Consider the following 24,030-nt stretch of genomic DNA (forward strand, 5'->3'; position numbering starts at 1 on the left):
GTCAGAGCCTCGCGCGGCGATAGGGCGCGACCAGCGCCATGATCTCGGGCGGCAGCCCCTGTGCATCGCGGCTCGCGACATCGCCGCGCTGCTCGAACCAACGCGCAGCGAGGCGGAGCACCGCCTGGCGCAACGGGGCCGGGACCGCGTCCGCCGATGTCCCGTAGCCGGCGGTGATATCGATCTCGATCGCGCCATGCGCCCGTCCGATTTCCGGCACCTCGCCGACGATGCGGATCAAGGGCGGATCCGCCAGCGTATCGAGCGCCAGAGCCGTCCCGGCCACCGCCTGGGCGACGCCCAGCAGATCGTAGACACGCGCGGCCTCGATCGCGCCCACGGGCGACAGCGGCAGGCGGATTTCGCCGCCGACAGGCCAGCGATCCAGCACGATCCGCCAGCGCTGGTCGATCAGGCAGCGGCCCGATACCGCCTCGACCATCAGCCGCGCGGCCGTGATCAGCGTCGCCAGCAGATCGTCCTCCTCGGTCTGGTCGAGACGCAGGAACAGCCGGGCCTCGGCGAGCGAAACCGGCTCCGCAACGGGCGGCTCCAGGGCAAGCGGCGTCATGATCGCTCCGTTCAAGGGTTCAATTGCGGGAAGCGACGCGCTATCAGCGCAGCTCTGGAAGGAGCGCCCGATGCGGATCGCGAACTGGTTTCTCGGCCTCGGCCTAGCCTGCGGAGTCGGGCTCGCTCCGGCGCAGGCCGTCGTCGGTGGGCGCGAGGGCGGCCCGGCCGAAACCGCGACCTTGATGGTGCTGAATGCGCGCGGCGGCGTCTGCACAGGCATCGTGCTATCGGCCCGCGCGATCCTCACCGCCGCCCATTGCGCGGCCGGCGGCACGGAATTGCGCATTCACTGGCGCGCGGGCAGCGAGCCGGTTCTGATCGCGCCGGCCGCGGTCGGCCTGCATCCCGAATTCAACGCGAAGGCGGTCAGCAACCGCCGCCGCTCGATCGACCTCGCCCTCATCCGAATGGCCGAGCCGCTGCCGGCGCGCTTCGTCGCTGCAACGCTCGACGACGGCGCCCAGCCGCGCGCCGGCGCCCCGGTCACCTTGACCGGCTATGGCGTCTCGCAAGAGGGCGAAGCGCGGACGACCGGCACCTATCGCTCCGCCGCCCTCTCCGTCATCGAGCCCTACGGGCCCGGGCATGTCCTGCTCTGGGCCGCAGATCCCGCCGGAGCGGGCAAGCGGCCGGGTGCGGGCGCCTGCCAGGGCGATTCGGGCGGCCCGATCTTCAGCGGGGCCGGCGTCGTCGCCGTAAGCAGCTGGTCGACCGGGCCGGCCAAGCGCAATTGCGGCCTGCTCAGCCAGGGCATTCTCATCGGTCCGCAACGTGGCTGGATCGACGCGACGCTGGCGCAATGGGGTGAAACTGCGCGCTGGACCAACGGTCTCTGACGGAAACGCTGGACTGGGGCGCGACAGCCTCTAAATTGTTCCACCGACCTCGTTGATGTGTTCCATGCTCGCGCGCGCCCTCGCCATCCTGTCCTTGTCCTGCGCCCTCTCGATCCTGGCGCAACCTGCCTCCGCCGTCGTCGGAGGCGTCAATTCGCGCGATGCGAACGGCACGCGCGCCTCGACCGTCAGGGTCGAGACCAGCCGGGGCGAGCTCTGCTCCGGGGCTGTCATCGCACCTGAAATCATCCTCACGGCCGCGCATTGCCTGATGGATGGCGGCTCGATCAGCGTCGTCAGCCTCGATCCGCGCTTCCGGGCGCGGCGCCAGCCCGTCATCGCCGTGCTGCCGCATCCGAGCTTCGTGCCCGGCACGACGCCGCGCACGCAACCAGGCACCGACCTCGCCCTGCTGCGTCTGGCGCAGCCCCTGCCGCTCGACATTCAGCCGCTCGCTGTCGGCAGCTATCTCTCGCAGGGCGAGACCGTCACCATGGCGGGCTACGGCCTTTCCGCCGAGGACAACAAGCGCACGGCGCGACGCCTGCGGGAGACGCAGCTCGTCAACGCCGGCAACTACACCACACAGAACACCGTCAAGGTCGCCGTCGATGTCGAGGCGCGGGGCGAGACGCCCGGCGCCGGCGCCTGCCGCGGCGATTCGGGTGGGCCGGTCCTGCGCGGCTCCTCCCGCTCGCGCGATCTCGTCGGCATCGTCAGTTGGTCGAGCGGACCGCTGAAGACGCGCGCACGCCGTATCTGCGGCGGCTTCACCGCGATCACCCCGGTGAGCGACCATCGGGACTGGATCGCCACGGGCAGCGCGCGGTTGCTGGCGCTGGGAGCGGACGGCCGCTCGGAGGAGGCCGTCCAGCCGCAGGTCAGTTCCGGCTGGAGCTGGTGGCTTTCGCGCTGACGAGGAATAGTGTCGCCCCGCATCCTGGCGGGGATGCAGGGCGCGCCTCGATCGTCAGACGGCGAATTTGAGCCCCTTGATCGCCGCGAAGTCCTGCACGCCGCCGCCCACGCGCTTGGTGGTGTAGAACAGCACGTAAGGCTTGGCGGAATAGGGGTCGCGCAGGATGCGCACGCCGGCCCGGTCGACAACGAGATAGCCGCGCCGGAAATCGCCGAAGGCGACCGAGACGGCGTTGTTGGCGATATTGGGCATGTCCTCCGCCTCGACCAGCGGGAAGCCGAGCAGCGTCGCCGGCGCCCCGGCGGAAGCCGGGGGCTGCCAGAGATAATTGCCGTTGGCATCCTTGAACTTGCGGACCGTTCCTTGCGTCTTGCGGTTCATCACGAAGGAGGCGTTCTGACGATAGCCGGCCTTCAGCGCATAGACGAGGTCGACCAGCACGTCGGAGGGGTTGGAGGCGGCGAAGGCCCCGGCGACGCCGGTGTTGAGCACGCCGATATTGCCCCAGCTCCAGCTCGCTTCCGCCACCGTCGGATAGGCGAGGAAGCCCCTGGGCTTGTCGGTGCCGTCGCCGTTGACGAAGGCCGCGCCCTCCTGTTCGGCGAAGGCGCTCTCGACCTCCTCGGCGATCCACTGGTCGATGTTCACGATGGCGTCGTCGAGCAGCGTCTGCGTTGCGGCCGGCATGGCGTAAAGCTCCATCGCCGGGAAGGAGAGCTCGGCCAGCGTGGGCGAGCCCGTCTGGGGACGCGCCGCCGCCTCCGCGACCCAGCCGGAAGCCGGGCCGGTCGTGGAGAAGGCCTTCTTGTAGGTGCCCGACGAGATGGTGCGGACGGTCGCGAGGGAACGGATCGGCGAGACATGGGCCAGGCGGCGCAGGATCTCGCCCTCGACGGTCGACGGCGCCAGATAGCCGCCATCCGGGCCGGAGCCGGTCGAAAGCGCCTTGGCTTCCAGGCGTTTCAGCCCCCCGGCCTCGCCGGTGCGGACATAAGCCGCAAAGGCGGCCTTGTGTTCGGCGACGAGCGGGTCGCGGCCATGAGCGCCCTGGCCGTCATGGCTCAGCGCCGGACGGCCGCGCTCCAGCGTCAGCCGGTCGATGCGGCGCATGGTGTCGTCGAGCGCGGCGTCGATGCGGACGAGCTTCTCCTCGGTCAGCGGATCGGCGCTGTTGCGGGCCTCGATCTCCGCAAGGCGCTCGTCATTCGCAGCGCGATAGCTTTCCAGCGTGTAGCGCAGATCCTCGAAGGCAAGCGCGAGGTCGGCGCCGGCGGCCTTGGTCTCGGGGGCGGTGTCGAAACGGGTCATGGCTTCTCCTTGCAGGGTCTTTCTTGGGTGATGGTCAGGCGAAAGCCGGCTTGCGGAAGGCCGTCTTGACGGCGCTGATCCGGGCCTGCGGCAACATCGGGAAGGTGACGATCGAGACCTCCCAGAGATCGACGCGCTCCAGGCGGCGCAGACCCGATCTGGGCTCGTTGCGCGCCTTTTCGGGGCGAAAGCCGATCGAGAGTCCGTCGATGGCACCCTCCCGCATCAAAGCGTGGATCTCGCGGGCGCGGGCGACGGCCAGCGAGAGCTTGCCGCGCACGAAGAGGCCGCGACTGTCCTCGGCGAGGCTGAGCCAGCGGCCGAGGGGCTCGGCCGGGTCGTGCTGCCAGAGCAGCTTGACGCCGGAAGGACCGCGCCGGGCGATGCTGTCGCGGAAGGCGCCGGGCTCGACCACGTCCTTGCCGAGATCGGGGATGCGGAAGAGGCTGGCATAGCCCTCGAAACTGCCGTCGACGGCAATGCGCGAAGGTTGCAGGGGCAGGAGTTTGGATTCGAGCGGAAGACGATGGAGATCGCTCATCGACCGCCCTCCCCGCCGCTTCCGCGCTGTCTCTTGCCAGCCTGGAGCTGCCCACCCTCCAGCTTGGCCAGGTTGCGGACAAAGCGGCTGAAGGTCTCCGTGGTCACGCCGCCCGGCCTCGCCTTGGCCGGCTGCGCCTGGCCGGCGCCTCGCCGGGTCGAGGGCGGTTTCGCATCGCTGCTGCCTTTCATGACTGATCCCCCTCGTGGCGTGCGTTGAAGCGGTTGAGCTCGCGGACGAAATCGTCGAAGCGCCGGTTCGCCGCCGTCAGCTCGCGCAGGACGAGCCAGGCGAGGCCGGATGCGCTCGCGGCCCAGAGCAGCAGGCCGAGATGGCCGACATCGGCCCGGCCGATGAAGGCCGTGACGATCTGGTCGAGCATGGTCATGATGGCTCCTTCCCGGAGGCACGCCGGCCGTAGCCGACCGCCTCGCGTTTCTCGTCGTAGTCGAGGAAATCCGCCGCACCGAGGCGCCGCCAGAGCGATTCCCGCTCGTCGGCCAGCGCCTCGACCGCATCGAGATCGGGCTCCAGCGAGAGCTCGTCACCGAAGGCGGCCCCGAGCCACTGCGCCAGCGATTGCGCCGATCGTCTCACCAGCGGAATCACGGTCTGGCGCCAGAGCGCGCGGTTGGCCTCGGCGAAATTGGCGTGGGTGTTGTCGCCGGCCAAACCGAGCAGCAGCGGCGGCACGCCGAAGGCAAGCGCGATCTCGCGCGCCGCCACGCCCTTGGCCGCGACGAAGTCGAGTTCCGCCGGCGTCAGCGAGAGCGGCTTCCAGTCGAGCCCGCCCTCGAGCAGCAGTGGCCGGCCGGCGTTGCGCGCGCCCTGAAACGAATCCTCCAGCTCCTGCTTCAGCCGGTCGAACTGCGCCTCGGTCAGCGTCGCGCCGCCCGGTCCGTCATAGACCAGCGCGCTGGACGGGCGCGCGGCATTGTCGAGCAGAGCCTTGTGCCAGTTGCTGGCGGCATTGTGGATGTCGAGCGCTGATGCCGCCGGTTCGACCGGCGAGAGGCCGTAATGATCGTCGATCGGGTGGAACAGCGTCAGGTGCAGGATCGGCGGCACCTCGGCCTCGTCCTGCCGGAAGCGCACGGTGTCGCCGCCGACGGTATAGTCGTAAGCCTCCGGCCAACCATCGCGGCCCGGCACGACACGCATCCGGTCAGGCCGCAGCGCATAGAGCTCGCGCGGCTCGCGGCCAGCGTTCACCGCCTCGACATAGGCATTGCCGGCGACGAGCAGATGGCCGAACAGCATCTCGCGGAAGGCGATGCCGCCCTGGCGCGGGTTGGGTCGCTCGATCAGCGCCAATGCCGGGTGTTCGGGCACCTCGCGGTCGCCGACCTTGGCGACGAGCGGCGTCTGCGCCGCCGCCTCCGCGATCAGGCGCACGCAACGATGCACCACCGGATTGCGCTCATAGCCCTCGCGGGACAGGGCGACATAATCGCGCGGCGTCCAGACCGCGCGCCCAGCCTCGTGCAGGGCAATGAGCGGCCCGACGCGCGAGCGCTTCTGGTCCGGCGCGGCTCGGCCGCGCAGGCTGCGAAGGAAATCGAACATGGAAGTCTCGCTGTTGGAGCGTGAAACGACGTGCCGCCATGGTCGGGCTTGACCCGATCATCCCGGAAACCGGGTCTCTCCCCTCATGAAATTCTCAGGTCGGCGCTTTGCGCCGCCCGAGGATGGCGGTGAAGGCTACATCCCCCTCACCCGCGGCCGGCCCTTGGGCGCGAGCATCAGATGGGTCAGCGCCCAGACGAGTGCGTCGAGCCGATCGGGCGAGCGGCCGCCTTCGAGGCCGCCTGGGCCAAAGGAGCACATCTCGTCCTCCAGCTCCGGGAGGGGGCCGGCATGGCGCACGCGGCCCTGCGCATAGAGCGCGGCAACCGGCTCGGCGCGGAGATATTTGCCGCGCGTCGCCCGCACCGGGACGACCGGAACGCCGGCATCGACCTCGCGGATGACGCTCTCGACCATCTCGCCGCCCTGGTTGACCTCGACGACCAGGACATCCGCCTCATAACGCCGATAGAGCGCCACCGCCTTCTCGGCCCATTCCTGCGGGCGGGCGCCGGCCATCGTCGCATCCTCCACCACATGACCGAGGCCGTCGCTATCGATGCCGGCCACGACCAGCCCGCAGCGGTCGGCCCGCTGCGAGGACGAGGCAGGCGGATCGACGGCGACGGCAATCCGCGCGAGCGGCGGGTGCCGGCGCTCGCGGGCCGCCTCGATCATGGCCCGTGTCCAGAGCGCGTCCGGGCTCTCCTCCACGATCTCGCCGTCGAGTTCCTGGCGGCCGAGCCGCGTCCCGCCATAGGTTTGCGTGACCGTGCGGACGAATTCCGCGGCGAGGTTGTAATGGTTGTCCTGTGTCCTCGCCCGGCTCACCGCGACATGGGGCTCGACCAGCAGGCGCTTGACCAGCGGCACGGGGCGGGGCGTCGTCGTGATGACCTGACGGGGATGGTCGCCGAGGCGAAGGCCGAATTGCAGCATGTCCCAGCACTCCTGAAGGTTCGGCCATTTCGCCAGCTCGTCGGACCATGCGGCGCCGAATTGCGGACCGCGCAGGCCCTCCGGATCTTCGGCGGAGAAAACCTGCGCGATCGCGCCATTCGGCCATTGCAGGCGGCGCAGCGAGGGCTGCCAGTTCGGCCGCTCCCCACGCGCATGGACCGCCAGCAGCCCGGAAACGCCCTCGATCATTACGTCGCGGACCTGTCCTTGCGTCTCGCCGACGAGGGCAATCCGCTCCGTCGGCAAGTCCGCGAAAGGCGGATGGCCCAGCGCCATACCCCTGACCCATTCGGCGCCGGTGCGGGTCTTGCCGGCGCCGCGTCCGCCGAGGACGAGCCAGATCGGCTTCAGCGGTTCGGGTGGCAACTGATCGGGGCGCGCCCAGATATTCCAGGTATTCCGAATGAGTTCGACCTCATCCGGCGTCGCTGTCGGCATCAGCTTCTTCAGAATTCTCACGCGCGTCCTGAGCGACAAGGGCTTCAAGACGTCGAGCAAGATCCTGACGGAGCTGTGCGACATGTCGCAGATCATCGGCAGCGGAAGGCTCATCCGTGCGCTTGTCCTTCCTTGTGGCCTGAGGCTCCTCGATCGCGACCAGTTCGCGGACGGTGCGGGCAAGCACGGCCAACGCCTTAGCGTCGGCCTCGCTTGCGGTCGTGCCCCTCGGCAGGTCGGCGAGATGTTCCTCATGCGTATCGATCTGGCGCTTGGCGGCACGCCAGAGCTGACCCACCACCGCCTTGCGCGAGACCGTCTTCCGTTTCGGCTTCAGCTCAGCGGCTGGCTGCGACGTTGTCTCGTCCTCTTCGGCCATGACGTCCCTCTCGGATGACGGCCACGAAAAAGCCGCCGGCTGGAGAGCGCGGCGGCTTCGTTCGGGCATATTTCGTGAGCGTTCCTGATCTCTACCGGATCAGCGTCACAATGTCAAGATAATATTCCTACAACCTGAGAGGGCAATCCCGGGGATTAAGTCAGACCTCTTCCTTCTCGACCCATTTATAGGTCGCCGCCGGAACATAGGCCTCCATACGGTCGAGCAGCGTCGCCGGCTCCGTATCGGTCATCGCCATGGCGCGGTGGCTCTGCTTGAGGAAGCCGGCCTCCACGGTCTGGTCGAGGAATATGGCCAGCGGATCGTAGAACCCAGCAACGTTGAGCAGGCCGAGCGGCTTGGAATGGATGCCGAGCTGGCCCCAGGTCCAGATCTCGAATAGCTCCTCGAAGGTGCCGATGCCGCCAGGCATGGCGATGAAGCCATCCGACAGCTCCGCCATGCGGGCCTTGCGCGTGTGCATGGTGTCGACGACCTCGAGCCGGGTCAGGCCGACATGGCCGACCTCGCGATCGCGCAGCGCCTTGGGAATGACGCCGTGGACTTCGCCGCCGGCCTCCATCGCGGCATTGGCGACGATGCCCATCAGCCCGACGGCGCCTCCGCCATAGACCAGTGTCAGGCCCCGCCTTGCGATCTCGGCGCCCATGGCGCGGGCGCCGGCCGCATAGACGGGGTCATTGCCGGGATTGGAACCGCAGAAGACACAGACTGATTTCATGAACCGAGAGCTTGCAAGATGCGGGCCCAGGAACGCTGGCCCTTGTGGAAGGAGGACAGGTCGTATTTCTCGTTCGGCGAATGCACGCGGTCGTCGTCGAGGCCGAAGCCGACGAAGAGCGTGTCGATACCGAGCGTGCGCTTGAAATCGCCGCCGACGGGGATCGAGCCGCCGCTGCCGATGGAAACCACGCGACCGCCCCATTCGTCGGCCAGCGCCTTGCGCGCCTTCTGGAGCACCGGTGAATCCGGCGGCACGGCGAGAGCCGGCGAGCCGGAATGGCTGATGAATTCGGCCGTCACGTCATCCGGCAGCCGGTCGCGGACGAACTGGTGGAAGGAGGCGGCGATCTTCACGGGGTCCTGATCGCCGACAAGGCGGAAGGAGACCTTGGCCGAAGCTTGGCCCGGAATGACCGTCTTGCTGCCCTCTCCGGTATAGCCGCCCCAGATGCCGTTGACGTCGCAGGTCGGGCGGGACTGGATCTGCTCGATCAGCATCCGGCCCTTCTCGCCGATGGAATGCTTCAGGCCGATCTGCCCGAGGAATTCCTTCTCGGTGAGGTTGAGATCGGCCCATTCGGCCTTCTGGGCATTGGTCGGCTCGTGCACGCCGTCATAGAAGCCGGGGACGGTGATGCGGCCGGTTTCATCATGAAGCTCGCCGAGTATCCTGGCGAGGATATGGATGGGATTGGCGGCGGCGCCACCGAACAGGCCCGAATGCAGATCGCGATCGGCTGCCGTCAGCGTCACCTCCTGATAGACCATGCCGCGCAGGGTCGAGGTGATCAGCGGCGTCTCGCGATCCCACATGCCGGTGTCGCAGATGAGCGCGTAATCCGCCTTGAGCTCGGCGGCATTGGCCTTGATGTAGGGCGGCAGGTTGACGGAGCCCGATTCCTCCTCGCCCTCGACGAGGATGGTCAGGCCGATGGGCAGATCGCCAGTCTCGGCCAGCGTCGCGCGCACGGCCTCGATGAAGGTCATCACCTGGCCCTTGTCGTCGCAGGCGCCGCGCGCCGAGATGACCTTGCGGCCCGGCTCGATCTCGCGGATGACCGGCTTGAACGGCTCGGTATCCCAGAGATTCAGCGGATCGACCGGCTGCACGTCGTAATGGCCGTAGAACAGCGCATGCGGCGCGCCGGGCTTGGGCCGATGCGCCAATACGACGGGGTGACCGCCGGTCTCGCGCAGCTCCGCCTTGAAGCCGAGCGCTTCCAGATCGGCGCGGAGCCACTCGGCAGCGGCGCGGGTCTGCGCGTTGAAAGCCGGATCGGTGCCGATCGACGGAATCTCGAGCCAGGAAGAGAGACGCTCGAGCGAGGCGTCGAGCCCGGCATCGAGACGGGCGAGAATAGCGGGAAGCTGGGACATGGCGGCCATCGGATGCGATTCAGGTGACGGCATCATGGCAAGCCCCGGCCCGGGCGTCAGCCCCTCATCGCGCATTGCCGCCCGGCTTCACACACGCTCAAATTGATAACGCTTCGCAACTGCATTGACAGGCACCGGAGCGCTCTATAAGGCTTATTGCAAATAAGTTGCAGCAAGGTCAGACCATGTCCCAGGGCACTCCGGAATCCTCGTCGATCTGGCTTCGATCGCGCGGCGAGCCCTCGCTCGCCGATGTGTTCCGCTCGGTTTCTGTGGCTCCGACATCCTCGTCCTGGCGGAAATTCCTGACCTTTCTCGGACCGGGCTATCTGGTCGCCGTCGGCTATATGGACCCCGGCAACTGGGCGACCTCGCTCGCGGGCGGGGCGCAGTTCGGCTACACCCTCCTCGTCGTCGCGCTCATCTCCAACATCATGGCGGTGATCCTGCAGTCGCTCTGCGCGCGGCTCGCGGTCGCGACGGGGCGCGACCTCGCCCAGGCCTGCCGCGATGCCTATCCGCCCTATATGGCCTGGCCGCTCTGGCTCCTCGCCGAGCTCGCGATCTGCGCCACCGACCTCGCCGAGGTGATCGGCACGGCCATCGGCCTCAACCTGCTCTTCGGCATCCCGCTCGAGATCGGCGTGATGATCACCGCCCTCGACGTCTTCATCATCCTGTGGCTGCAGACCAAGGGCTTTCGCTGGATCGAGGCCTTCATCATCACGCTGCTCGGCGTGATCGCGGTCTGCTTCGCCATCCAGATCGCGCTCGCCGATCCGAACTGGGGCGAAGTCATTCGCGGCTTCGCGCCGACGACCGAGATCGTCACCAATCCGAACATGCTCTACATCGCGCTCGGCATCATCGGCGCGACGGTGATGCCGCATAATCTCTACCTGCACTCCGGCATCGTCCAGACTCGCGCCTATGGTCACACGCTGCCGGAGAAACGCGAGGCGCTGAAATACGCAACGATCGACTCGACCGTCGCGCTGACCTTCGCCCTGGTGATCAACGCCGCGATCCTGATCCTGGCCGCCGCAACCTTCTACAAGGGCGGGCATACCGACGTTGCCGAGCTCGGCCGGGCACAGGAGCTGCTGCAGCCGCTGCTCGGCTCCTCGATCGCGCCCTCGCTCTTCGCCATCGCCCTGCTCTGCTGCGGCCTGAACTCGACGGTGACGGCGACCATGGCCGGGCAGATCGTGATGGAAGGCTTCCTGCGCATCCGGCTGGCGGCCTGGCTGAGGCGGCTCGTGACCCGGCTCGTCGCCATCGTGCCCGCGATTGTCGTCACGCTGATCTATGGTGAGGGCCAGACGGCGAAACTGCTCATCCTCAGCCAGGTGGTCCTCAGCCTGCAGCTCCCCTTCGCGGTGGTGCCGCTCGTGATGTTCACGGCCTCGAAGACCAAGATGGGCGAGCTGGTGGCGCCGCGCTGGCTGACCGTGATCGCCGCATTGACCGCGGCGATCATCATCGTGCTGAACCTCAAACTGATCGTTGATTTCGCGACGGGGTCTTGAGGCCCCGGTCTCGTCATGCTCGGGCTTGCCCCGGGCATCTCCTGCCGAAAGAGGCTCCCGCACCCCTTCCGGCCTGAGATTCTCGGGTCTGCGCTTCGCGCCGCCCGAGAATGACGCCTGGCGCCCGCGCTCAGCGCTTCCCGGTCATCGAGCCCAAAATACCACGCAGGATCGCGGTGCCGACCTGGCGGCCGATCGAGGTCGCGGCCGAGCGCGCCGCCGAGGTGATGATCTTCTCGGTCATGCTCGGCGGCAGCGGGCCGCCGCGCGAGCCGGGGCCGGTCTTGGGCCGCTGCTGCGGAGCCCCGCCGCCGAGCCAGCCGCCGATCGTGTCGAGAATGCCGCCGCCCCCGCCGCCATCCGTCGACGCCTCGATCGGCGAGCCGTCCGGATTAAGGTTCTTGCGCTGCATCAGCACTTCATAGGCCGACTCGCGGTCGACCATGGTGTCGTACTTGCCCTTCACGGGAGAGCTGTTGATCGCCTGCTGACGCTGCTGCGGGGTGCAGGGACCGACCTGCGCCATCGGCGGCGCGATCAGCGCGCGTTCGACCATCTCGGGCGAGCCCTTGCCCTCCAGCATCGAAATCAGCGCCTCGCCGACCGCGAGCTGGGTGATGGCCTGTTCGGTATCGATCTTGGGGTTCTGGCGGAAGGTCTCGGCGGCGGCGCGCACCGCCTTCTGGTCGCGCGGGGTGAAGGCGCGCAGCGCATGCTGGACGCGGTTGCCGAGCTGGGCGAGCACGGTATCGGGGACATCGAGCGGGTTCTGCGTGACGAAATAGACGCCGACGCCCTTCGAGCGGATCAGGCGCACCACCTGCTCGACCGCCGTGAGCAGGGCTTTCGGAGCCCCGTTGAAGAGCAGATGCGCCTCGTCGAAGAAGAAGACAAGCTTCGGCTTGTCGAGGTCACCGACCTCGGGAAGCTGCTCGAACAGCTCGGAGAGCAGCCAGAGCAGGAAGGTCGCGTAGAGTCGCGGATTGTTCATCAGCTTGTCGGCGGCGAGAATGTTGATGACCCCGCGGCCGTCGCGATCCGTCTTCATCAGGTCGTTGATGTCGAGCGCCGGCTCGCCGAAGAACAGATCGCCCTTCTGGTTCTCCAGCACCAGAAGTCCGCGCTGGATCGTGCCGACGGTCGCCGGGCTGACATTGCCGTATTTCGTCGTCAGGTCCGAAGCGTTCTCGGCGATGAAGGTCAGGATCGCGCGCAGATCCTTGAGATCCAGCAGCAGGAGCTTCTGCTCGTCGGCGATGCGGAAGGCGATGTTGAGCACGCCCTCGGCCGTGTCGTTGAGGTCGAGCAGCCGCGCCAGCAGCAGCGGCCCCATCTCGGAGATGGTGGCACGGACCGGGTGCCCCTGCTCGCCAAAGACGTCCCAGAAGACGGTGGTGAACTGGTCGGGCTCGTATTTGACGCCGATTTCCTTGGCCCGGCTGACGAAGGCCGGCTTGGAATCGCCCGGCGCCACGATGCCGGAGAGATCGCCCTTGATGTCGGCGGCGAAGACCGGCACGCCGCTGCGCGCGAAGCCTTCCGCCATCACCTGCAAGGTCACGGTCTTGCCGGTGCCGGTCGCGCCCGTCACGAGGCCGTGGCGGTTGGCGAGCTTCAGCAGGAGGTTCTCCGGCTTGCCGCTCTTGCCGATCAGAATCGCACCGTCATCCGCCATCGTCACCGTCCATCGCTCTCAAAACTGTCAGGTTAAACCTGTAACCAAAGGACGCAGAGGGCGGAAGCCCGATGGCCGTTGGAATTGGATCGTAAATATGTAAACTATTTTTCGGGAGGCCGTATCGGCCGGGTAAGGACACACGACATGGATGAACTGATTTCAAGGATCGTTGCGGCGTCCGGCCTCAACGAAGATCTGGCCCGCAAGGCCCTCGGCATCATCCTCGCCTTCCTGCAGAAGGAAGGCCCGACGAGCGAGATCAGCCAGTTGATGGCGGCGCTGCCGGGCTCTCAGGAGCTCGCGGATGCCGAAGGCGGCGCCAAGGGCGGCGTGCTCGGCGCGATCGGCGGCCTGATGGGCGGAGGCGGCGGCGTCATGGCGCTCGGCGGCCAGTTGATGGGGGCCGGCCTCTCGATGCCGCAGATCCAATCCGTCTCGAAGGAAATGTTCGCCTATGGCCGCGAGAAGGCGGGCGAGGACACGATGGGCGCCATCGTCGGCGCGATCCCAGGGCTCGGCCAGTTCGTCTGAGCGGCGCGCATCGCAGTCTCCAAGCACCGCCTTCGGGCGGTGTTTTCTTTTCAGCTCACGACGGCCGTGCGTTTGCGCACCGGCCGTGCGACGAAGTAGGGATGGCCGTGCGGCCGCGCCCGTGGCAATCAGTCCCCGCGACGGCACATCGTGCGGAAGGGAGCATCGGCGCGCATGAACTCGGCGACCTCATCCGACCTGCCCTATCTCGACGCCTTTCCGGCCGCTTCGCGTGAGGCGTGGCGAACTGCCGTCGACAAGGTGCTGAAGGGCGCCGATTTCGAGAAGAAACTGGTCGGGCGCAGCGCCGACGGCATCCGCATCGAACCGCTCTACGAAGCGGCATCGGGCGAGCGGGCCTTCCGTGCTGAGGCCGGTCGCTGGCATGTCGTGGCGCGGGTCGATCATCCGCAAGCGGAGGAGGCGCGCAGGCTGGCGCTGGCCGAGCTCGAAGGCGGAGCCGACATGCTCACCATCGCTTTCGCCGGTGCACGCGCCGCTCGCGGCTATGGCCTTGTTGCCGACGATGTCGCGACACTCGACAGCGCGCTGGACGGCGTGATGCTCGACCTGATCCGCCTCAGGCTGGATCCGGCACCGCAGGGACGCGTCAACGCGCTCATGCTCGCCGCCCTGATCGAGAAACGCGGCCACGCCCCAGGCGAGCTGTCGGTGGAGTTCGGTTTCGACCCGATCGGCGTCCTCGCCAGCCATGGCTCGCTCGCGGCGCCCTGGCCGGAGGTCGGCCGCCGGCTGGCGGTGGTGATCGCGGCGCTGAAACAGCGTGGCTTCAAGGGCCCCTTCGTCACGGTCGATACCCGCCCCTATCACGAGGCCGGCGCCACCGAAGCCCAGGAGCTCGGCGCCGCGCTGGCGACGGCGCTCGCCTATCTGCGCGCGCTGGAGGCGCAGGGCCTGTCGCTGCAGGAAGCGCGCGACGCCATCGCCTTCACGCTCGTCGCCGATACCGACGAGTTCATGACCGTGGCGAAGTTCCGCGCCGCCCGCCTGCTCTGGAACCGGGTGCAGCAAGCCTGTGGGCTGGAGCCGAAGCCGGCGACGATCCATGCCGAAACCGCCTGGCGCTCGCTGACCCGGCGCGACCCTTGGGTCAATCTGCTGCGCGGCACCGTCGCGGCCTTCTCCGCCGGTGTCGGCGGCGCCGATTCGCTCACCGTCCAGCCCTTCACCGCGGCGCTCGGCCTGCCCGACCTGTTTGCCCGGCGCGTCGCCCGCAACACGCAGCTCATCCTGCTGGAGGAATCCAATCTCTGGCGCGTCGCCGACCCCGCCGCCGGCGCGGGAGGCTTCGAGGCCTTGACGCAGGCGCTGTGCGAGCAGGGTTGGAGCCGTTTCCAGGACATCGAGCGCGAGCGCAGCGACGACCTGCAAGGCGTGCTCGCGGCGCTTGCCAACGGCCATGTCCAGCAGGGCATCGCGCGCGAACGCGCCGCCTCGGCCAAGGCCATCGCGACGCGACGCGTGCCGATCACCGGCACGAGCGAGTTCCCGAACATCCGCGAGAATGCCGTCTCGGTGCTGGAGATCGCCCCGGTGGAGAAGGCCGCCTCCCCCCAGCCGGGCAGCACGGCGGAACGCAATCCCGGTGAAATCGTCAAAGCCTTCATCGCAGGCGCCAGGCGCCCGGAAGCGCTGATCCCACCCAGTCAGAGGCTCCGTGTCGAGGCCTTGCCCGCGCATCGGCTGGCCGAGCCCTTCGAGGCGCTGCGCGACAAGGCCGATGCCCTGCCGCAGCGCCCGGTCGTTTTCCTGGCCACGCTCGGCTCGATCGCCGATTTTACCGCCCGCGCCGGCTTCGCCCGCAATCTGTTCGAGGCCGGCGGCTTCTCGGCCCCGGGCAGCGACGGCTTCGCCCAGAACGGCGCGACCGACCTCGACGCGCTCGTCGGCGCGTTCCGCTCCTCGGGTGCCAAGCTTGCCTGCCTATGCGGCTCCGACACCGCCTATGCCGAGGAAGGCGCAGCTGCAGCCGAGGCGCTGGCGAAGGCGGGCGCGACGGTCTGGCTCGCCGGGCGCCCCAGCGAAAGCGAAGCGGCGTTGAACAAGGCCGGCGTCTCCTCGTTCATCTTCATGGGCTGCGACGTGGTCGAGACGCTGGATCGCGCGCTTGCCATCGCGGCCGCCTGAACGGAGATCTGCCTTGACCGCCATCGCCCTCACCATCGCCGGCTCTGATTCGAGCGGCGGCGCCGGAATCCAGGCGGACCTCAAGACCTTCGCGGCGCATCAGGTCTACGGAGCCAGCGTCATCGTCGCGCTGACGGCGCAGAACACCAAGGGCGTCAGCGCGATCCATGCCGTGCCGCGCGACTTCGTCGCCAAGCAGATGGATGCCGTGTTCGAGGATCTCGATGTCGGCGCCGTCAAGATCGGCATGCTGGCGACCGCCGAGCTGATCGAGACGGTGGCTGCCGGCCTGAAAAAGCACGGTGCGAAAAACATCGTGCTCGACCCGGTGATGGTCGCCGCCTCCGGCGCGCGCCTGCTCGAGGAAGCCGCGGTCGAGGCGGTCCGCAAGCACCTCTTTCCGCTCGCGACCCTGATCACGCCGAACCTGCCGGAGGCCGCGGCCCTGCTCGGTTCCAGCATCGCCGAGACGGACGAGGCCGTCGACGAACAGGCGGAGAAGCTCGCCGCCCTGGGCGCGGCCAATGTCCTGGTCAAGGGCGGCCACGGGCATGGCGACGTCAGCAGCGATCTGCTCCTGCTCGCCGGCGGCACGCGCCAGCGCTTCAACGCGCCGCGGATCGACACCCGCAACACCCATGGCACGGGTTGCACGCTGTCCTCGGCGATCGCCGCCAACCTCGCCAGGGGCCTGCCGCTGCCGGAGGCGGTCGGTCATGCGAAGACCTACATCTCGGCCGCCATCGCCGCCGCCGATCAGGTCGCGGTTGGCCATGGCCACGGACCGGTGCATCATTTCCACCGTTGGTGGGACAAGACGGACGGGAGCAAGCCATGACCGCGATCCCGGATTTCACGAAGATCGCCTTCGCAGGCGGCAAGGCGTCCGCACCGCCTTCATTGCCCGCAGGCGAGCCCTGGCTGACGCCGGAAGACATCCCGGTGAAGCCGGTCTACGGACCCAGGGATCGCGACGGCCTGCCCTTCGTCGAGACGATGCCGGGCATCGCGCCCTATCTGCGCGGCCCCTACCCGACCATGTATGTCAACCAACCCTGGACAATCCGGCAATATGCCGGCTTCTCCACGGCCGAGGATTCCAATGCCTTCTACCGCCGCAACCTCGCGGCCGGGCAGAAGGGCCTCTCCGTCGCCTTCGACCTTGCGACCCATCGCGGCTATGACAGCGATCACCCGCGCGTCGCCGGCGATGTCGGCATGGCCGGCGTCGCGATCGATTCGATCTACGACATGCGCACGCTGTTCTCCGGCATCCCACTCGACCAGATGAGCGTGTCGATGACGATGAACGGCGCCGTGCTCCCGGTGCTGGCGCTCTATATCGTCGCGGCCGAGGAGCAGGGCGTGCCGCAGGCCAAGCTCTCGGGGACCATCCAGAACGACATCCTCAAGGAGTTCATGGTCCGCAACACCTATATCTACCCGCCCTCGCCTTCGATGCGGATCATCGGCGACATCTTCGCCTTCACCTCGGCGAACATGCCGAAATTCAACTCGATCTCGATCTCCGGCTACCACATGCAGGAGGCCGGAGCGACGCAGGACCTCGAGCTCGGCTACACGCTGGCGGACGGCGTCGAATATATCCGCGCCGGCCAGCGCGCCGGGTTGGGCGTCGATATCTTCGCGCCGCGGCTATCCTTCTTCTGGGCGATCGGCATGAACTTCTTCATGGAAGTCGCCAAGATGCGCGCGGCCCGCTTGATCTGGGCGAAGCTCGTCAAGGATTTCGGGGCCCAGAACGAGAAATCCCTGCCGTTGCGCACCCATAGCCAGACCTCCGGCTGGTCGCTGACAGCGCAGGACGTGTTCAACAACGTGCCGCGCACGATGATCGAGGCGATGGCGGCGACGCAGGGCCATACCCAGTCGCTCCACACCAACGCGCTCGACGAGGCGCTGGCGCTGCCGACCGACTTCTCGGCCCGCATCGCCCGCAACACCCAGATCCTGCTGCAGCAGGAAAGCGGCACGACCCGGATCATCGATCCCTGGGGCGGCTCCTATTATGTCGAGCGGCTTACCGCCGAGCTCGCCGAGAAGGCCTGGGGCCATATCCAGGAGGTCGAAAAGCTTGGTGGCATGGCCAAGGCGATCGAGGCGGGCATCCCGAAGCTGCGGATCGAAGAGGCCGCCGCCAAGACGCAGGCCCGCATCGATGGCGGCCAGCAGGCGATCATCGGCGTCAACCGCTTCAAGCCGGACAATGAGGCTTCGATCGATGTGCTCAAGGTCGACAACGCCTCGGTGCGCGCCCAGCAGCTCGACAAGCTGAAACGCCTCAAGGCCGAGCGCAACGAAACCGAGGTGCAGGCCGCACTGACGGCGCTGACCAACGGCGCAGCCGGCAACGGCAATCTGCTCGATCTCGCCGTCAAGGCCGCTCGCGCCAAAGCGACGGTCGGCGAGATCTCGATGGCGATGGAGAAGGTCTTCGGGCGCCACCGGGCCGAGATCAAGGCGATCTCGGGCGTCTACAAGCGGGAGGTCGGCACGATGAACCCAGCCGTCACGCGCGTCCAATTGATGTGCCAGGATTTCGAGGAGGCGGATGGGCGCCGCCCGCGCATCCTCGTCGCCAAGATGGGGCAGGACGGGCATGATCGCGGCCAGAAGGTGATCGCCTCGGCCTTCGCCGATCTCGGCTTCGACGTCGATATCGGTCCGCTCTTCGCGACGCCGGACGAGGCAGCGCGGCAGGCCGTCGAGAACGACGTCCACATCGTCGGCGTCTCCTCGCTGGCGGCGGGACACCTCACGCTGGTGCCGGAACTCAAGGCCGCGCTCACCGAGGCGGGGCGGCCCGACATCATGATCGTCGTCGGCGGCGTCATCCCGCCGCAGGATTTCGACGCGCTCATCGAAGCCGGCGCGTCGGCGATCTTCCCGCCCGGCACGGTCATCGCAGATGCGGCGGAAAAACTGCTGCAGGAGCTGAACCAGCGCCTCGGCTATGCGCAGCGGACGGCGGCCGAGTAAAGTCTCGAAAAGAAAGGCGGACGCTGCCCGAAGGCCGCGCCCGCCCCATGCTTACGACCAGCGGGGCGACACTTACCGCCAGCCGTAACCATAGCCCTCGCGCGGCGGCATCGGCCGCCCGCCATAACCGTCGAAATAGCGATGCCAGCGGCGCTGACCCCAGAAGCCGTACATGGCGGGCGGCGCCGGGCGCCAACCATAGCCATAGGCGGGGCGCTCATAGGCGGGCTCGTAGCGGCCGCCAAAGGCCTGGGCATTGCCCGTTCCGGCAAAGGTCGAGACTGTCAGTGCGATGCCGCCCAGTGCGAAGGCGGCGAAACCGATCCGGGCGCGATTGCCAAACATGGTCCTTGTCCTGTCTCAAGGCCGGGAAGATCCCTGCCTTGGAACGGACCATCGCAGATCCTGCCTGAACGGGTTTTGAGGGCGCCGTTCAGCCCGCGTTTATCCAAGCACCCAACGCCGTCATCCCGGGCTTGACCCGGGATCCATCGTAGAGCGCCGGAGCCATATGATGGATTCCGGGTCTGCGCTGCTTCGCAGCTTGTCCGGAATGACGGCGCGTTCGGGTGGATCGCAGCGTAGCCTAACCGCTGGACAACTGTTCGCGCTTGAGGAGGAGCGAAGCGGCGATCACGACGACCGCCACAGCCGCGATCATAATCGTGCAGGCGGCGTTGATCTCGGGCGAGACGCCGAGCTTGACCGCCGAATAGAGCCGCATCGGCAAGGTGGTCGCGCCGGGGCCGGTGGTGAAGCTCGCGACGACGAGATCGTCGAGCGAGAGCGTGAAAGCGAGCATCCAGGCCGCCGCCACCGCCGGCCAGATCAGCGGCAGCGTCACCGTCCAGAAGGTGACGAAGGGCGTGGCGCCGAGATCCTGCGCCGCCTCTTCCAGCGAGCGATCGAAGCCCGCCAGCCGCGATTGCACGACGATGCAGGCGAAGCCGAGGCTGAAGGTCGCGTGCGCGACGGTCACGGTCCAGAAGCCGCGCTCGACATCAACGGCGACGAAGAGCAGCAGCAGCGAAAGCCCCGTCACCACCTCCGGCATGACGAGAGGCGCCAGCACCATCCCGGAAAACAGCGTGCGGCCGAAGAAGCGGCCATGCCGGGCGAGCGCCAGCGCAGCGAGCGTGCCGAGCGCGGTTGCCAATGTCGCCGAGACGACCCCGAGCCGGATCGAGAGCCAGGCGGCATCGAGCAGCGGCTCGTTCGCCATGAGCGCGCCGTACCAGTGCGTCGAGAAACCACCCCAGACCGTGACGAGGCGCGAGGCGTTGAAGGAATAGGCGATCAGCGTGACGATCGGCAGATAGAGGAAGGCGAAGCCGAGGATCAGCGCCAGGATGAGGCCGGGGCCGAGGCGCTTCATGCCGCCAGCTCCCGCTTCAACCGGGCGCGCTGGAGCAGGACCAACGGCAGGACCAGCACGATCAGCAGCACGACGGCGACCGCCGACGCCAGTGGCCAGTCGCGGTTCGAGAAGAACTCGTTCCACAAGACCTTGCCGATCATCACCGTATCGGGGCCGCCGAGCAGATCGGGGATAACGAACTCGCCGACGGCAGGGATGAAGACCAGTGCCGATCCAGCGAGGATACCGGGCAGCGAGAGCGGCAGCGTCACGGTAAAGAAGGCGGTGATCGGTGTGGCGCCAAGATCGGACGCAGCTTCGAGCAGGCTGCGGTCGAGCTTTTCCAGCGTGGCGAAAAGCGGCAGCACCATGAAGGGCAGATAGGAATAGACCATGCCGAGCAGCACGGCCGTCTCGGTATTGAGCAGCCGTAGCGGCTCGCCCTCGAAGCCGAGGAAGGCGAGCGCGGCGTCGAGCAACCCGTCCGGCCTCAGGATGCCGATCCAGGCGTAGACGCGGATCAGGAAGGAGGTCCAGAACGGCAGGATGACGAAGACAAGCAGAAGGCCGCGCCAGCGCGCCGGCGCGGTCGCCATGGCGTAGGCGAGCGGATAGCCGATGGCGAGGGCGAAGATCGTGGTCAGCGCCGCGATGCGCAGGGAATAGAGGTAGCTCTGCCAGTAGAGCGGATCATCGCCGAGCAGGCTGAAATTCGTCAGGTCGAGCTGGGACAGGAAGTCGCCAAGCTGGGCGAACCCCTCCCAATGCGGCGCATAGGGCGGGAGCGCGGTCGCAGCCTGCGAGAAGGCCATGCGCAGCACGATGGCGAAGGGAGCCAAGAAGAACAGCGCCAGCCAGAGATAGGGCACGGCCACCACAAGACGGCGCAGCCGCTGCAGCGAAGCGACCGCGCTCATGGCGGCAGCACCACGCCGGCCTCGACATCCCAGGACAGCCAGACCTTGTCGTCCCAGGCGAAAGGCCGGGCCACCCGCCGTGTCCGGTTGGCCAGCGCGACCTTGACCAGCTGACCACTCTCCCCGCCGATCATCACCTGGATCATGGTGAAATCGCCGAGATAGCCGATGTCCCAGATCTCGCCCGCGACCTTGTTGACGACTTGGCCCGGCTCGTCATGGGCGATCTCGATCTTCTCGGGCCGGATGCCGATCAGCAGGGCGTCGCCCGCCTTCAGCGCCGGCGCCTCCTCGTCGAGCTCGACGGTGCCGACGCGCGGCACCTCTGCCTTCACCAACTCGCCATCGATCGCTTCGACCCGCCCCTCGAAGATGTTGATGTCGCCGACGAACTCCGCGACATGGCGGTTGGCCGGCGCCTCGTAGATCACGTCGGGAGGCCCGATCTGGACGAGCTTGCCATGGTCCATCACCGCCATGCGGTCGGCCATGGTCATCGCCTCGTCCTGGTCGTGGGTGACGACCATGAAGGTGAGGCCGAGCTCGCTCTGCAGATCCATCAATTCGAACTGGGTCTGCTCGCGCAATTTGCGGTCGAGCGCCGCCATCGGCTCGTCGAGCAGCAAGAGCTTCGGCCGCTTGGCGAGCGAGCGGGCGAGCGCGACGCGCTGGCGCTGGCCGCCGGAGAGCTGGTGCGGCTTGCGCTGCCCAAGGCCGGAGAGCTTGACCAGCGCCAGCATCTCCTCGACGCGTCTGGCGATCTCGGCGCGGGCCAGGCCCTCGCGCTTCAGGCCATAGGCGATGTTGCCGGCCACGGTCAGATGCGGGAACAGCGCATAGGACTGGAACATCATGTTGACCGGCCGCAGATGCGGCGGCACGGCGGTGATATCCTGTCCGTCGAGCAGGATCCTGCCCTCATCCGGCGTCTCAAAACCGGCGAGCATCCGCATCAGCGTGGTCTTGCCGCAGCCCGAGGGGCCAAGCAGCGCGAAGAATTCGCGCTGGTAGAGCGCGAGCGTGAGATCGCCCACGGCCGTGACGTCACCGAAGCGCTTGGTCACGCCCCGGAACTCGACCAGCGGCTTCGCCGCCGGGTCGTTCCAGGGTTGGAAGGCCCGGCGCACGCTGCCGGGCGAGGTCTTCTTGACGGTGACCGCGCTCCGTCCGAACGCGCTCACTTGCCGGTCTTCACGCGCGTCCAGAGCCGGTTCACCAGCCGCTGCGACTTCTGGTCATAAGGCGTGATCGTGTAGAGCCGCCCCATCACCTCGTCCGGCGGGTAAACGCCGGGGTTATCGCGCAAGGCCGCCGACAGGAACGGCTTCGAGGCGACATTGCCATTGGCGTACTGGATGAAGTCCGAGTTCTTCGCCGCCATCTCCGGCTTGTTGACGAAGTCGATGAACTTCAGCGCCGCGTCGACATTGGCCGCGTCCTTCGGGATCACGAAGGAATCGAACCACATCAGCGCGCCTTCCTTCGGGATGGAATAGCCGATCTGGACGCCGTTCTTGGCCTCCTCGGCCCGTTTCTTGGCCTGGAGGATGTCGCCGGAATAGCCGACGGCAAGGCAGATATCGCCGTTGGCCAGCGCGTTGATGTATTCGGAGGAGTGGAATTTCTGGATATAGGGCCGGATCTTGCGCAGCAATTCGCCAGCCTTGTTGAGATCGGCCTCGTTCTTCGAATCCGGGTTCAGCCCGAGATAACGCAGCGCCGCCGGGAACAGCTCCTCTGTCGCGTCGAGGACATGGACGCCGCAATTGGAGAGCTTCTTGAGCTGTTCAGGCTCGAAGACGATCTTCCAGCTATCGATCACGGCGTCGGGGCCGAGCCGTTCCTTGATCTTGGCGGTGTTGTAGCCGATCCCCGTGGTGCCCCACATGTAGTTCACAGCGTAGGTGTTGCCGGGATCGTATTTCCCGAGCCGCGTCTGGATCTCCGGCCAGAGATTCTTGAGATTCGGAATCTTGGCCTTGTCGATCGGCTGGTAGAGGCCGAGCGGGATATGGCGCGGCAGGAAGGAAGCCGTGACGACGATCAGGTCGTAGCCGGTCTTGCCGGCAAGAAGCTTGGTCTCGACCGTCTCCATCTGGTCGAAGGTGTCGTAGACGACGGTGATCCCGGTTTCCTTCTTGAAGGCGTCGAGCACCTCGGGATCGACATAGTCGGACCAGTTGAAGATCCGGAGCTGCTTGTCCTGCGCGGCCACTGGCGTGGCCAGAAGTCCCAGTCCGATCGCGCAGGCCGCGACAGCCTTGCTCAGCCGCTTCGTCGTCTCACCCAATCTGCCCCTCCATCAAGCTCAGGCGCGCGCACGCTACCAGCTTTCCCCCCGGCATCAACCGCCCGCGGGCACGGCCGGATATCCGCGCACAGCAGAGCGTTTCCGAAAGCCCCTGCAGCATGTTCCGGCCGGCTGACGCAAGCGTGATCCGCCGTCTTCTTGCCGGTTTGCGTCGTCCTGCACATACCGTGCCGGATGCACCTCTTCCGCCGCTTCCTGCTGTTCTTCGTTCTTGCCTTTCTGCTGCCGCTCGCGACCCATGCCGGCTGGTGGATCTGGCAGACGCATGCGCCCGACTGGCGCCGAGCCGACTGGTCAAGCGCGAAGCTCCTGCCGGCCGCGTCGGTCGACCCCGAAGCGACCGTGCACATCTTCGCCGCCCGCGTCGGTCGCTGGCGCGGCATCTTCGCGCATCATTCCTGGATCGTGGTGAAGGAGGCCAATGCCTCCGCCTATACCCGCTTCGACGTCGTTGGCTGGGGCATGCCGGTGCGCGTCAACCATCGCGAGGCGGATGGGCGCTGGTTCGGCAACGAGCCGGAGTCTGTCGCGGAAATCCGAGGAGCAGCGGCCGAGCGGCTGATTCCGCGCATCCGAGCTGCCGTGCAGTCCTATGCCTATGCCGAACCGGGCAGCTATCTCGCATGGCCGGGCCCGAACTCGAACAGCTTCGTCCAGCATGTGCTGACGGAGGTGCCGGAACTGCGCGAAGCCTTGCCGCCGACGGCCATCGGGAAGGACTGGCGTGAGACCGGCCTCTTCGCCGGGCTCACGCCGAGCCGCACCGGCCTGCAAGCCTCGCTCTACGGGCTGGCCGGAATCACGGTCGGGTGGGTCGAAGGCGTCGAGGTCAACATCCTCGGCCTCGTCGCGGGATTCGACCTGCGCAGCCCGGCGCTGAAGCTGCCGGGCTGGGGACGGGTCGGGATGTGAGAGAAC

At 67.4% G+C, this 24,030-nt stretch carries 23 protein-coding genes; 8 read left to right on the top strand and 15 right to left on the bottom strand.

The genetic code is table 11. From position 1 onward, the window contains the following. Window position 1: 1 nt before the first annotated feature. Window positions 2-571: a head-tail connector protein gene (locus GGC47_RS01995; RefSeq protein ID WP_142020288.1), complete on the bottom strand. Its 570-nt coding sequence runs from the start codon at window positions 569-571 to the stop codon at window positions 2-4. Window positions 572-641: 70 nt separating this feature from the next. On the opposite strand from GGC47_RS01995, the gene GGC47_RS02000 reads away from it, so the two are divergent. Together GGC47_RS02000 and GGC47_RS02005 are read left to right on the top strand one after the other, a co-directional pair. Beyond that, window positions 642-1,409 (top strand): S1 family peptidase, encoded by a 768-nt coding sequence (locus GGC47_RS02000; RefSeq protein ID WP_142020287.1) that lies wholly within the window; start codon window positions 642-644, stop codon window positions 1,407-1,409. Window positions 1,410-1,473: 64 nt separating this feature from the next. Further along, window positions 1,474-2,325: a S1 family peptidase gene (locus tag GGC47_RS02005; RefSeq protein ID WP_185747787.1), complete on the top strand. Its 852-nt coding sequence runs from the start codon at window positions 1,474-1,476 to the stop codon at window positions 2,323-2,325. A gap of 54 nt (window positions 2,326-2,379) precedes the next feature. On the opposite strand, the gene GGC47_RS02010 is transcribed toward GGC47_RS02005, so the two are convergent. From GGC47_RS02010 to GGC47_RS02045, 8 genes are all read right to left on the bottom strand, one after another. Then, window positions 2,380-3,636, bottom strand: a complete 1,257-nt coding sequence (locus GGC47_RS02010; protein ID WP_142020285.1) for a phage major capsid protein — start codon at window positions 3,634-3,636, stop codon at window positions 2,380-2,382. 34 nt (window positions 3,637-3,670) lie between these two features. Continuing rightward, window positions 3,671-4,177: an HK97 family phage prohead protease gene (locus tag GGC47_RS02015; RefSeq protein ID WP_038361405.1), complete on the bottom strand. Its 507-nt coding sequence runs from the start codon at window positions 4,175-4,177 to the stop codon at window positions 3,671-3,673. A gap of 187 nt (window positions 4,178-4,364) precedes the next feature. After that, on the bottom strand, window positions 4,365-4,565 hold the full coding sequence (locus GGC47_RS02020; protein WP_185747786.1) for a hypothetical protein: 201 nt from the start codon (window positions 4,563-4,565) through the stop codon (window positions 4,365-4,367). Next, window positions 4,562-5,743: a phage portal protein gene (locus tag GGC47_RS02025; RefSeq protein WP_429066695.1), complete on the bottom strand. Its 1,182-nt coding sequence runs from the start codon at window positions 5,741-5,743 to the stop codon at window positions 4,562-4,564. The genes GGC47_RS02020 and GGC47_RS02025 overlap by 4 nt, the downstream gene beginning before the upstream one ends. A 135-nt stretch (window positions 5,744-5,878) precedes the next feature. Further along, complete coding sequence (locus GGC47_RS02030) at window positions 5,879-7,141, bottom strand: DNA-packaging protein (RefSeq protein WP_133561970.1); 1,263 nt, start codon at window positions 7,139-7,141, stop codon at window positions 5,879-5,881. Beyond that, a complete protein-coding gene (locus GGC47_RS02035) occupies window positions 7,119-7,520 on the bottom strand; it encodes a hypothetical protein (RefSeq protein WP_142020283.1) in 402 nt (133 codons plus the stop codon). Before GGC47_RS02035 ends, GGC47_RS02030 begins: the two co-directional genes overlap by 23 nt. 160 nt (window positions 7,521-7,680) lie before the next feature. Beyond that, window positions 7,681-8,262 carry an LOG family protein gene (locus tag GGC47_RS02040; protein WP_142020282.1) on the bottom strand — a complete coding sequence of 194 codons (582 nt, stop codon included), beginning with the start codon at window positions 8,260-8,262 and terminating at the stop codon, window positions 7,681-7,683. After that, on the bottom strand, window positions 8,259-9,641 hold the full coding sequence (locus GGC47_RS02045; RefSeq protein ID WP_142020281.1) for a M20/M25/M40 family metallo-hydrolase: 1,383 nt from the start codon (window positions 9,639-9,641) through the stop codon (window positions 8,259-8,261). The genes GGC47_RS02040 and GGC47_RS02045 overlap by 4 nt, the downstream gene beginning before the upstream one ends. Before the next feature lie 185 nt (window positions 9,642-9,826). On the opposite strand from GGC47_RS02045, the gene GGC47_RS02050 reads away from it, so the two are divergent. Continuing rightward, window positions 9,827-11,170, top strand: a complete 1,344-nt coding sequence (locus tag GGC47_RS02050) for an Nramp family divalent metal transporter (protein WP_142020280.1) — start codon at window positions 9,827-9,829, stop codon at window positions 11,168-11,170. Window positions 11,171-11,300: 130 nt separating this feature from the next. On the opposite strand, the gene GGC47_RS02055 is transcribed toward GGC47_RS02050, so the two are convergent. Further along, window positions 11,301-12,845, bottom strand: a complete 1,545-nt coding sequence (locus GGC47_RS02055; protein ID WP_429066701.1) for a helicase HerA-like domain-containing protein — start codon at window positions 12,843-12,845, stop codon at window positions 11,301-11,303. A gap of 147 nt (window positions 12,846-12,992) precedes the next feature. On the opposite strand from GGC47_RS02055, the gene GGC47_RS02060 reads away from it, so the two are divergent. The 4 genes from GGC47_RS02060 to scpA all read left to right on the top strand — a co-directional run bounded on the left by GGC47_RS02060 (window position 12,993) and on the right by scpA (window position 18,527). After that, the gene (locus GGC47_RS02060; protein WP_038361387.1) at window positions 12,993-13,379 is read left to right on the top strand and encodes a hypothetical protein; all 387 of its coding nucleotides are present in this window, start codon (window positions 12,993-12,995) and stop codon (window positions 13,377-13,379) included. 174 nt (window positions 13,380-13,553) lie between these two features. Then, window positions 13,554-15,527 carry a methylmalonyl-CoA mutase subunit beta gene (locus GGC47_RS02065; RefSeq protein WP_142020278.1) on the top strand — a complete coding sequence of 658 codons (1,974 nt, stop codon included), beginning with the start codon at window positions 13,554-13,556 and terminating at the stop codon, window positions 15,525-15,527. A 13-nt stretch (window positions 15,528-15,540) separates the two neighbouring features. Next, window positions 15,541-16,365, top strand: coding sequence for a bifunctional hydroxymethylpyrimidine kinase/phosphomethylpyrimidine kinase (gene thiD / locus GGC47_RS02070; RefSeq protein WP_142020277.1), 825 nt, complete (start codon window positions 15,541-15,543; stop codon window positions 16,363-16,365). Continuing rightward, window positions 16,362-18,527: a methylmalonyl-CoA mutase gene (gene scpA, locus GGC47_RS02075; RefSeq protein WP_142020276.1), complete on the top strand. Its 2,166-nt coding sequence runs from the start codon at window positions 16,362-16,364 to the stop codon at window positions 18,525-18,527. Before thiD ends, scpA begins: the two co-directional genes overlap by 4 nt. Window positions 18,528-18,599: 72 nt before the next feature. Here scpA and GGC47_RS02080 read toward each other — a convergent pair whose 3' ends face one another. The 5 genes from GGC47_RS02080 to GGC47_RS02100 all read right to left on the bottom strand — a co-directional run bounded on the left by GGC47_RS02080 (window position 18,600) and on the right by GGC47_RS02100 (window position 23,091). Continuing rightward, on the bottom strand, window positions 18,600-18,872 hold the full coding sequence (locus GGC47_RS02080) for a hypothetical protein (RefSeq protein WP_112763413.1): 273 nt from the start codon (window positions 18,870-18,872) through the stop codon (window positions 18,600-18,602). 241 nt (window positions 18,873-19,113) lie between these two features. Further along, window positions 19,114-19,902 carry an ABC transporter permease gene (locus tag GGC47_RS02085; protein WP_142020275.1) on the bottom strand — a complete coding sequence of 263 codons (789 nt, stop codon included), beginning with the start codon at window positions 19,900-19,902 and terminating at the stop codon, window positions 19,114-19,116. Then, window positions 19,899-20,801, bottom strand: coding sequence for an ABC transporter permease (locus GGC47_RS02090; RefSeq protein WP_038361374.1), 903 nt, complete (start codon window positions 20,799-20,801; stop codon window positions 19,899-19,901). Before GGC47_RS02090 ends, GGC47_RS02085 begins: the two co-directional genes overlap by 4 nt. Next, entirely contained in the window at window positions 20,798-21,982 is a 1,185-nt protein-coding gene (locus tag GGC47_RS02095) for an ABC transporter ATP-binding protein (RefSeq protein ID WP_429066708.1), read from the bottom strand. Before GGC47_RS02095 ends, GGC47_RS02090 begins: the two co-directional genes overlap by 4 nt. Then, the gene (locus GGC47_RS02100) at window positions 21,979-23,091 is read right to left on the bottom strand and encodes a polyamine ABC transporter substrate-binding protein (RefSeq protein WP_429066710.1); all 1,113 of its coding nucleotides are present in this window, start codon (window positions 23,089-23,091) and stop codon (window positions 21,979-21,981) included. The genes GGC47_RS02095 and GGC47_RS02100 overlap by 4 nt, the downstream gene beginning before the upstream one ends. Window positions 23,092-23,286: 195 nt before the next feature. On the opposite strand from GGC47_RS02100, the gene GGC47_RS02105 reads away from it, so the two are divergent. After that, on the top strand, window positions 23,287-24,024 hold the full coding sequence (locus GGC47_RS02105) for a DUF3750 domain-containing protein (RefSeq protein ID WP_429066713.1): 738 nt from the start codon (window positions 23,287-23,289) through the stop codon (window positions 24,022-24,024). Window positions 24,025-24,030 lie beyond the last annotated feature (6 nt).

This window comes from Allobosea sp. OAE752, from assembly GCF_050433265.1.
Classification (GTDB): Bacteria; Pseudomonadota; Alphaproteobacteria; order Rhizobiales; family Beijerinckiaceae; genus Allobosea; species Allobosea spartocytisi.

What these genes read in the sequence shown, in the direction of transcription:
- GGC47_RS01995 (WP_142020288.1), bottom strand. Translation starts at nt 571, where the DNA reads ATGACGCCGCTTGCCCTGGAGCCGCCCGTTGCGGAGCCGGTTTCGCTC.
- GGC47_RS02000 (WP_142020287.1), top strand. Translation starts at nt 642, where the DNA reads ATGCGGATCGCGAACTGGTTTCTCGGCCTCGGCCTAGCCTGCGGAGTC.
- GGC47_RS02005 (WP_185747787.1), top strand. Translation starts at nt 1,474, where the DNA reads ATGCTCGCGCGCGCCCTCGCCATCCTGTCCTTGTCCTGCGCCCTCTCG.
- GGC47_RS02010 (WP_142020285.1), bottom strand. Translation starts at nt 3,636, where the DNA reads ATGACCCGTTTCGACACCGCCCCCGAGACCAAGGCCGCCGGCGCCGAC.
- GGC47_RS02015 (WP_038361405.1), bottom strand. Translation starts at nt 4,177, where the DNA reads ATGAGCGATCTCCATCGTCTTCCGCTCGAATCCAAACTCCTGCCCCTG.
- GGC47_RS02020 (WP_185747786.1), bottom strand. Translation starts at nt 4,565, where the DNA reads ATGACCATGCTCGACCAGATCGTCACGGCCTTCATCGGCCGGGCCGAT.
- GGC47_RS02025 (WP_429066695.1), bottom strand. Translation starts at nt 5,743, where the DNA reads ATGTTCGATTTCCTTCGCAGCCTGCGCGGCCGAGCCGCGCCGGACCAG.
- GGC47_RS02030 (WP_133561970.1), bottom strand. Translation starts at nt 7,141, where the DNA reads ATGCCGACAGCGACGCCGGATGAGGTCGAACTCATTCGGAATACCTGG.
- GGC47_RS02035 (WP_142020283.1), bottom strand. Translation starts at nt 7,520, where the DNA reads ATGGCCGAAGAGGACGAGACAACGTCGCAGCCAGCCGCTGAGCTGAAG.
- GGC47_RS02040 (WP_142020282.1), bottom strand. Translation starts at nt 8,262, where the DNA reads ATGAAATCAGTCTGTGTCTTCTGCGGTTCCAATCCCGGCAATGACCCC.
- GGC47_RS02045 (WP_142020281.1), bottom strand. Translation starts at nt 9,641, where the DNA reads ATGTCCCAGCTTCCCGCTATTCTCGCCCGTCTCGATGCCGGGCTCGAC.
- GGC47_RS02050 (WP_142020280.1), top strand. Translation starts at nt 9,827, where the DNA reads ATGTCCCAGGGCACTCCGGAATCCTCGTCGATCTGGCTTCGATCGCGC.
- GGC47_RS02055 (WP_429066701.1), bottom strand. Translation starts at nt 12,845, where the DNA reads ATGGCGGATGACGGTGCGATTCTGATCGGCAAGAGCGGCAAGCCGGAG.
- GGC47_RS02060 (WP_038361387.1), top strand. Translation starts at nt 12,993, where the DNA reads ATGGATGAACTGATTTCAAGGATCGTTGCGGCGTCCGGCCTCAACGAA.
- GGC47_RS02065 (WP_142020278.1), top strand. Translation starts at nt 13,554, where the DNA reads ATGAACTCGGCGACCTCATCCGACCTGCCCTATCTCGACGCCTTTCCG.
- scpA (WP_142020276.1), top strand. Translation starts at nt 16,362, where the DNA reads ATGACCGCGATCCCGGATTTCACGAAGATCGCCTTCGCAGGCGGCAAG.
- GGC47_RS02080 (WP_112763413.1), bottom strand. Translation starts at nt 18,872, where the DNA reads ATGTTTGGCAATCGCGCCCGGATCGGTTTCGCCGCCTTCGCACTGGGC.
- GGC47_RS02085 (WP_142020275.1), bottom strand. Translation starts at nt 19,902, where the DNA reads ATGAAGCGCCTCGGCCCCGGCCTCATCCTGGCGCTGATCCTCGGCTTC.
- GGC47_RS02090 (WP_038361374.1), bottom strand. Translation starts at nt 20,801, where the DNA reads ATGAGCGCGGTCGCTTCGCTGCAGCGGCTGCGCCGTCTTGTGGTGGCC.
- GGC47_RS02105 (WP_429066713.1), top strand. Translation starts at nt 23,287, where the DNA reads ATGCACCTCTTCCGCCGCTTCCTGCTGTTCTTCGTTCTTGCCTTTCTG.